The organism is Streptomyces sp. NPDC058401 (genome assembly GCF_042722885.1).
Taxonomy (GTDB): Bacteria; Actinomycetota; Actinomycetes; order Streptomycetales; family Streptomycetaceae; genus Streptomyces.
Window position 1 is genome coordinate 64,918 of record NZ_JBHXKA010000031.1, and the last position, 7,433, is coordinate 72,350.

The 7,433-nt window shown below is 72.6% G+C and carries 8 protein-coding genes; 6 read left to right on the top strand and 2 right to left on the bottom strand.

The features are described from left to right. Window positions 1-30 precede the first annotated feature (30 nt). From ACFWNV_RS14570 to ACFWNV_RS14580, 3 genes are all read left to right on the top strand, one after another. On the top strand, window positions 31-465 hold the full coding sequence (locus ACFWNV_RS14570) for a heme-binding protein (protein WP_383945768.1): 435 nt from the start codon (window positions 31-33) through the stop codon (window positions 463-465). 103 nt (window positions 466-568) lie between these two features. Then, on the top strand, window positions 569-2,233 hold the full coding sequence (locus tag ACFWNV_RS14575; RefSeq protein WP_383945770.1) for a glycoside hydrolase family 20 protein: 1,665 nt from the start codon (window positions 569-571) through the stop codon (window positions 2,231-2,233). A 159-nt stretch (window positions 2,234-2,392) separates the two neighbouring features. Beyond that, window positions 2,393-2,794, top strand: a complete 402-nt coding sequence (locus ACFWNV_RS14580) for a GNAT family N-acetyltransferase (protein WP_383945788.1) — start codon at window positions 2,393-2,395, stop codon at window positions 2,792-2,794. Between the two features lie 39 nt (window positions 2,795-2,833). On the opposite strand, the gene ACFWNV_RS14585 is transcribed toward ACFWNV_RS14580, so the two are convergent. After that, the gene (locus tag ACFWNV_RS14585; protein WP_383945772.1) at window positions 2,834-3,655 is read right to left on the bottom strand and encodes an endonuclease I family protein; all 822 of its coding nucleotides are present in this window, start codon (window positions 3,653-3,655) and stop codon (window positions 2,834-2,836) included. Between the two features lie 235 nt (window positions 3,656-3,890). Between ACFWNV_RS14585 and ACFWNV_RS14590 the strand changes: the two genes are divergently transcribed. Together ACFWNV_RS14590 and ACFWNV_RS14595 are read left to right on the top strand one after the other, a co-directional pair. Continuing rightward, window positions 3,891-4,463 (top strand): DJ-1/PfpI family protein, encoded by a 573-nt coding sequence (locus tag ACFWNV_RS14590; RefSeq protein WP_383945775.1) that lies wholly within the window; start codon window positions 3,891-3,893, stop codon window positions 4,461-4,463. A gap of 113 nt (window positions 4,464-4,576) precedes the next feature. Beyond that, window positions 4,577-5,542, top strand: coding sequence for a superoxide dismutase (locus ACFWNV_RS14595; protein WP_383945778.1), 966 nt, complete (start codon window positions 4,577-4,579; stop codon window positions 5,540-5,542). Here the strand turns inward: ACFWNV_RS14595 and ACFWNV_RS14600 are convergent. Further along, on the bottom strand, window positions 5,526-6,341 hold the full coding sequence (locus ACFWNV_RS14600; RefSeq protein WP_383945780.1) for a glutamate ABC transporter substrate-binding protein: 816 nt from the start codon (window positions 6,339-6,341) through the stop codon (window positions 5,526-5,528). The genes ACFWNV_RS14595 and ACFWNV_RS14600 overlap by 17 nt on opposite strands. 251 nt (window positions 6,342-6,592) lie before the next feature. Between ACFWNV_RS14600 and ACFWNV_RS14605 the strand changes: the two genes are divergently transcribed. Next, a partial coding sequence (locus ACFWNV_RS14605; RefSeq protein ID WP_383945783.1) for a hypothetical protein occupies window positions 6,593-7,433 on the top strand: 841 nt, incomplete at its 3' end.

Consider the following 7,433-nt stretch of genomic DNA (forward strand, 5'->3'; position numbering starts at 1 on the left):
CCGCATCCCCCCACCTCACAGGAGACCCGCATGTCCACCCACGCCCCCGCCCGCATCGCCGTCGCCCCCCTGACCACCGCGGACGCCGAGGCGCTCGTCGCCGCCGCCACGGCCGCGGCCGGAGCCGCCGGGGTCGCCGTCAGCGTCACCGTGCTCGACGCGGGAGGCCACCCGCTCGCCTTCCGGCGCGACGACCGGGCCGTCCTGATCTCGGGCGAGACCAGCACCCGCAAGGCCTTCACGGCCCTGCAGCTCGACGCTCCGACCGCCGATCTCGTCGACGCCGTCCAGCCCGGCGGCCCCTTCCACACCCTGCCCACCGCCCTGGACCGGCCGCTGCTCTTCATCGCGGGCGGGCTGCCGGTCCGCCGCGACGGCCGGCTCGTCGGAGCCATCGGCGTCGGCGGCGGAGCCCCGGCCCAGGACCACGGGTTCGCCGAGTCCGCGCTCGGCGTCCTGGCCTGACCGCTCCGCCCGCCCCCGCGGCCCGGCCCCAGCACCGGACCCCACCGCCCGGGTCGCGCACCGCCGTCCCCCGTGCCAGGTTGGTACGGGGGACAGGTGCACTATGCGACAGAAGACGAAGCAGTACGGGCGGAGCCACGGCATCGCGACGGCAACGGTCGCCGCGCTGATCACCCTTGCCGCCGTCCCCGGCTGCGCGTCCGGGACCCCCGCCCCGCAGGAGCCCCGGTCCCCGGCCGCGGCGAGCACCCCGCCGAACGCGACGGCGCCCGCGGCGACCCCGACGGCCCCCACCGACCCGCAGGCCCCGGCGCCCCCGCCGACACCGACGCCCACCGGCCCGCTGTCCAAGGCCCCGCGCACCGTCCCCGCCGTACGGGAGCACGTGCCGGCCCGCGGCCCCGGCTGGCGGCCCGCCCCCGGGTCACGGGTCGTCGTACCGCCGGCCGACAGCGCGGCCCTGTCGGACGAGGGCAAACTGCTCGCCGGGGAGCTGCGGATCGGATTCGCCCAGTCGGCCACCCCGCGCAAGGGGGACGTGGAGCTCTCCCTCGGGGCGAAGGGCTCCGGCACGCCCGAGTCGTACAGCATGACCGTGAGCGACGGGCAGGTCCGCATCACCGGACCCGACGAGGCCGGGGTGTTCTACGGCACCCGCACCCTCAAACAGGAGGTGAGCGGCGGCGGTTCGGCGCCGGAGGGCATCGTGCGTGACGCCCCGGCGAAACCGCAGCGCGGGCTCAACCTCGACATAGCGCGCAAGCACTTCACCCCGGACTGGATCGAGGACCGGCTGCGCGAGATGGCCGATCTGAAGCTGAACCAGCTCGGCCTGCACTTCTCCGACGACCAGGCCTTCCGGATCGAGTCCGACACCCACCCCGAGATCGTCTCCGACCCCCACCTCACCAAGGCGCAGGTGCGCGAGATCACGGCGCTCGCCGCCCGCCTGCACATCGCGGTCATCCCCGAGATCGACTCGCCCGGACACCTCGGAGCGGTGCTGCGCGCGTACCCCGGGCTGCAACTGCGCGACGTCCAGGGCCGGGCGGTCAAGGGCGCGGTCGACATAGCGAACCCGGCGGCGGCGAAACTCGTCGACGAACTCCTGCGCGAGTACCTGCCGTTGTTCCCCGGCGCGATCTGGAACGTGGGCGCCGACGAGTACCAGGCCCTGGTCTACCGCGATCCGCAGAGCTCCTTCCCCCAGCTGACGGCCGCCGCCCGGCAGCGGTACGGGCCCACCGCGCGGGTCCAGGACCTGGCGACGGGCTGGCTCAACGACCGGGCGGGCGTGGTCCGTTCGGCGGGCCGGGCGCCGGCGGCCTGGAACGACGGCTTCTTCACCGGCGGGATCGCCCAGCCGGCCCGCGACCTCCAGGTCGAGTACTGGACGGGCAAGGAGCTCGGGGCCCGGCCGCCGCTGGAGTACCTGCGCGAGGGCCGCAAGGTCGTCAATCTGAACGACGAGTACCTCTATTACGTGCTGGGGCAGCCGAACCAGTTCACGTACCCCGACGGCCGGCGCATCTACGAGCAGTGGACCCCGCTCGTCCTGCGCGGCACCGCCGCCGTGCCCGCGCGGTACGCCGGGCAGATCCTGGGCGCGCGCTTCGCCGTCTGGTGCGATCTCGCCGGAGCCCAGACCCAGGCCCAGGTCGCGGCCGGCATCCGGCTCCCCCTCGCCGCCCTGTCCCAGAAGGTCTGGGATTCCCGGACCCCGGCCCTGGACTGGCCGGCCTTCAAGGCCCTGGCCGACAGGCTGTAGCCCGGCGGGGTCCCCGGCGTCCCCGGCCGTCCCGGCTGATGAAACCCGCTGGCCGGGGCCCGTCCGCTTTGCTTGGATGCGCGCATGGACGACAGCGCGCTGCCCCCGCCCGAGGGCCACGAAATTCCCGCAGGCCACGAGATTTCCCCCGGCTACGAGATGTCCGCCGACCCCGGCCGCCTCGACCGGGAGCTGATCCACCGGTGGCTGTCCGAGGACGCCTACTGGGCGCTCGGGCGGACCCGGGAGAAGCAGGAGGCGGCCATCGACGGGTCGCTCAACTTCGGGATCTACGACACCGCCTCCGGCCTCCAGGTGGCCTACGCCCGCGTCATCAGCGACCGCGCCACCTTCGCCTGGCTCTGCGACGTGTACGTGGACCGGGGCGTACGGGGCAAGGGGCTCGGCACCGCCCTGGCGGGGGCGGTACGGGACCATCTCGCCCCGTACGGGCTGCGCAGGATCCTGCTGGCGACCGCGGACGCCCACGAGGTGTACGCCAAGGCCGGCTTCGAGCCGTTGGCGAGCCCGGAGAAGTGGATGGCCCTCGGCGTGCAGTAGGGCGCCGGGGGACCTGGCGCAGGTCTGCCCGGCGCTCGCCTACCAGATGGAGTTGACCCACTCCGGGTGGTCGATGAACGGGTTCCGGTTGTGCTGGTAGGTGTCGTAGATGACCTGGTTGCGGCGCTGCTCGAAGGCGTCCGGCGGGTCCTGCAGGTTCCACTGCTTCAGGAGGCTGATCTTCCCGAAGAGGGGCGCGCTGCCGTTGTTGACCTTGTCGTTCATCTCCAGGTCGGCGAACCCGTCACCGCCGTCGTAGCGCACGGCCATGTAGAGCAGCATGCGCGCGACATCGCCCTTGACCGCGTTCCGCGGCTCGAAGGAGTCGGAGTCGGTCAGGCTGCCGGGGGCCTCGGAGAACGGGCTGCCGCCCAGGTCGAAGTCCTTGTTCCCGCGGGTGCTGTTGACGGTGACGTCCTCGGGCCTGAGGTGGTGCAGGTCGGTCCCGGGGCCGGTGGCCGTGCCGAAGTCGCCGTGGCTCTTGGCCCAGACGTGCTCGCGGTTCCAGTCGTTGACTCCGCCGCCGTTGGTGGACTTCGACTGGGAGCGGCCCGAGTAGACCAGGATGACGTTGTTGGGGTTCGCGGGGTCCTGGTCGGTGACCTTCAGGGCGTTCCACACGCCGTCGTACGTCACCTTGGACTGGGTCTTGATGATGTTGTGCAGCGCCGTCTTCAGCGCGGCGCCGGTCTTGCCCTCGGCGGCGGCGTAGTAGGTGTCGACGGCGGAGGCCGCGGCCACCGCGGGGGCCGCCGCAGTGGCTGCCGCGGTCCGCTGGCCGGCCGCGGCGGAGGCCGGGACCGCTATCAGGGACGCGGCCGCGAGGCCGGCTGCCCAGGGAGCAAGGCGCGAGATTCTCATCACGTGGGGGTACCTCTCCACACGCACCGCTCCCGCCCGGGGAATTGGCGGGACGTCAGGTGGCAGAGCGAGGTTCACATTGTCATGTGCCCTACAGGTAAAAAGCACGTGTCCGGAGCCCGGATTTTCTACGCGCGTCATGCGGGTGATTGGCGCAAGAATCCCTATGCAGGAAGGGGCGGTACGGGCACCGTGGCGTAGGTCACACCGTGAACAGCCCTACCAGGAGCAGCCCATGGCACCGAAGATCCTCATCGTGACCGGCGACGCGGCGGAATCCCTCGAAGTCCTCTACCCCTACCAGCGCTTGGTCGAGGAGGGGTACGAGGTCCACATCGCGGCGCCGGCGGTCAAGAAGCTGCGGTTCGTCGTACACGACTTCGAGGACGGCTTCGACACCTACACCGAGAAGCCCGGTTACACCTGGCCCGCCGACATCGCCTTCGCCGACGTGGACCCGGCGCAGTACGCGGCGCTGGTCGTGCCCGGCGGACGCGCCCCGGAGTACCTGCGCAACGACCCCGAGGTGCGGCGGATCCTGGCGGCCTTCTCCGGTGACGACAAGCCGATCGCGCAGATCTGCCACGGCCCCCTGATCACCGCCGCGGCCGGCGCGCTCGACGGCCGCCGGGTCACCGCCTATCCCGCGCTGGAGCTGGACATGAAGGCGGCCGGCGCCACCTTCGAGGACTCCGAGGCCGTGGTCGACGGCACGCTGGTGTCGGCCCGGGCCTGGCCCGACCACTCCGCCTGGATGCGGGAGTTCCTGACCGTCCTGCGCGCCAAGGCCCCGGTTTCGGGAGGCTGAGTTCGCCCGTCCCCTTGTGAAAGGTCCTGACCGGGAGCTGCCGGGACGCCGTCGATGTGGTGGGGTGTGGTCGTCAACCCACCTATTGCGCACGGCAGTTGAGAGGGTCAGTCATGACGGGGAACATAGGACGACGCGGTTTCATCGGTGCGGCCGCGGCGCTGGGAAGCGCCGCGCTCGTCGGAGCCGGGGCGCCGCTCGCCCAGGCGCAGGAGGCGGCCCGGCCGCCGCGGCCCGACACGGTGGCGATCCCGGCGGGCTTCCAGCCCGAGGGGATCGCCGTCTCCGCGCGCGGCACGGCCTACACGGGCTCGCTGCTCGACGGCTCGGTCTACCGCTTCGACCTCGCCACCGGCGCCGGCCGGATCATCACCCGGGGCGAGGGGCCCATGTCGGTGGGCCTCGAGCTCGCCCCGTACGGCCGGCTGCTGGTCGCGGGTGGTGACAGCGGGCAGATCCGGGTGCTCGACGCCGGGGACGGGCGGGTTCTGGCCACGCACCAGGCCGCGACCGGCGCGGTCTTCGTCAACGACGCCGTCGTCGGCTGCGGCGGCGCCTGGTTCACCGAATCCTTCGCGGACGTCCTGTACTTCCTGCCCCTCGGCCGGGACCTCACCGGTCCCGCCGCGGCCCCCCGCGCCCTGCGGCTCGGCGGCGAGTGGGACCCGGTCCCGCCCGGCGGCTCCCACTGGGGCGCGAACGGGATCGAGAAGACCCCCGACGGCCGGGCCCTGGTGGTGGTGCACGACACCGCCCAGGCGCTGTTCCGCGTGGACCCGCGCACCGGGAACGCCACCCGGACCGTGCTCGACGGCGGCTCCGTGGGCAACGGCGACGGGCTCGTACTGCACGGGCGGACCCTGTACGTCGTACGCAACTGGGCCTATGCCGTGGACGTGTTCACCCTGAGCGGCGACGGCCGCCGGGCCCGCTTCGTCAAGCGGATCACCGACCCGCGCTTCGACGAGCCGACGGCGGCCGCGGTGCACGGCGGCCGGCTCCACGTGGTCAACGCCCGCTTCGACGCGGACTGGTCGGACCCGGCCACCGCCTCGACGGTCGTCAGCTGCCCGCTGTGATGGCGGGCGCGGCCTCGTACTTGTAGTCCGGGCCGAAGTTCTTCTTCACGGCCGCTTCCCAGGTGCCGTCCTCGACCATCTTGCGGAGCGCATTGTTGATCTTGACCTGGAGCTCGGGGCTGCCCTTCTTCATGCCGATCCCGTAGTTCTCGCTGCTCAGGCGCAGTCCGATCAGGCGGAACTTGCCCTCGTTGCCCTTGCGGGCGGTGTAGCCGGCCAGGATGGAATTGTCCGTGGTCATGGCGTCCACCAGGCCGTCCTTGAGGGCGACGACGCATTCGGAGTAGCCGCCGAGCTCCAGGAGGCTCGCCTTGGGCGCCAGGTTCTTCCTGACGTTCTCCGCCGAGGTCGAGCCGGTCACCGAACACAGCCGCTTGCCGGGATTGTTGAGGTCCTCGGCCTTGGTGATGGTGGCGTCGTCGGCGCGGACCATCAGGTCCTGGTGCGCGAGGAAGTACGGGCCGGCGAAGTCGACCTTCGCCTTGCGCTTGTCGTTGATCGAGTAGCTGGCCGCCACGATCTGGACCTCGTTGTACTCGATCAGGAGCTCGCGGTCGTTGCTGAGGACCTCCTTGAAGACGATCCGGTCCTTCGAGTAGCCGAGCTCCTTCGCGACGTACGTCGCCACGTCCACGTCGAAACCGGTGAAGGTGCCGTCGGGCTCCCGCATGCCGACGCCCGGCTGGTCGAACTTGATGCCGACGGCGAGGGTCCCCTTGTCGTCCTCACCGCCACACGCCGATGCGGTCAGGGCGAGACCGATCACTGCCGCGATGGCGCCGGCCTTGGGAACCTTCATGCTGCACTCTTTCCTGGGGTACACGGATACGCGGGGTCGCGGACGGGCAGAACCGCGCGGGAGCGCGCGGAGCGCACCGGGACCGGGCCGGGGCGCGGGGAACCGCGCGGGCCGGTGGACGCGTATATGAGGAAGCTAGGAAGGTGCCGGGCGCAGTGTCACGGCATCTGAGCAAATCTTGAGGGTAACGATCCGGAACGGCGGCAGATCCTGCGGCGCATCCGGTTCTGGACAGGAGAGGAGCCGGTCGGGTGGCCAAGGGCGGGGTACGGGTCGAGGGGAACGCACTGCTGCTGGGGGAGGGGGCGCAGGTCCGGTTCATGCGGACGCTGCGGCTGCCGGAGACCGGTACGCACAATCTGCCACCGGGTCTGGGGGAGTTCCCGCTGCGGCGGGTGGAGGACCATCCGGATACGGTTCCGGCGGACTGGCTCGCCAAGGGCGGGGTGATGCTGCCCGTGTACCTGCGCGAGGCGATGTGGCTCAGCTTCGGCGGGACGCGGGAGCCCACCGCGCTCCAGGTGGGCGTCGGCAAGGTCTGCGCCGTCTCCGGGGAGCGGTGGACGGGCGCGCTCGGGCGCAAGCCGCAGAACTACCTCGTGCTCCCGCGCCAGCCGTGGCTGGACGGGATCAACGCGGGCACGGGCACGGTCCGCCAGTTCGTCGCCGTCCCGCTGGGGCTCGGAGCCACCGTGGAGGGCCAGGTCACCGGCGAGGAGACCGCGGGCGGCGTACAGCTCCAGGCCTTCCCGCTCGGCGCGAAGGCGCTGGAGCGGTGGCGGGAGGAGGAGCGGGCGCGCACGGCCGGAACCGGCCGGACCGGCGCCGCGCCGTACGGGATCGTGCCGCCGGGCGGCCAGCCGGGAGGCTACGGGGGCGGTGGCTACGGAGGTGCCTACGGCGGCGGCTACGGAGCGGCCCCGGGCATGCCGATGCCCGCACCGATGGCGCCGCAGGCGCCGGGCGGGCCTCCCGGAGCGCCCGCGGCCCCGGCCCCGGCCGCGGCCGGGGGCCCGATGCGGCGCTCGCGCGGCGGCCCGGCCCCGCAGGCGGCCCCGGCGATGGGGCTCGGCGTCGGCGGCTCCATGCACC